Genomic DNA, 238 nt, shown 5'->3' on the forward strand with positions numbered 1-238 from the left:
GGGTAGAGGTGATGTATTTGATGGACACCACCGGCAAGACCCTCGCCGCGTCCAACTGGGACAAACAAGACAGCTTTGTCGGGCGCAACTTCTCCTTCCGTCCGTATTTCAGCGAGGCCATGGCCGGGCGCCTGGGGCGCTTCTTCGGCCTGGGCACCACCTCGGCCAAGCGCGGCTACTTCTTCGCTGCCGCGGTACGTGACGGCGATACGATCATCGGCGTGCTGGTGGTGAAGGT

Annotated in this window: 1 protein-coding gene; it reads left to right on the forward strand. The window is 62.6% G+C overall.

Translation table 11 applies throughout. The features are described 5' to 3' along the window. Positions 1–238 (forward strand): PDC sensor domain-containing protein (locus AAEZ05_RS30110; protein WP_502947821.1); only part of this gene is annotated, 238 nt, incomplete at both ends.

The sequence above is a fragment of the Pseudomonas sp. HY13-MNA-CIBAN-0226 genome (assembly GCF_040310305.1).
GTDB lineage: Bacteria > Pseudomonadota > Gammaproteobacteria > Pseudomonadales > Pseudomonadaceae > Aquipseudomonas > Aquipseudomonas gregormendelii.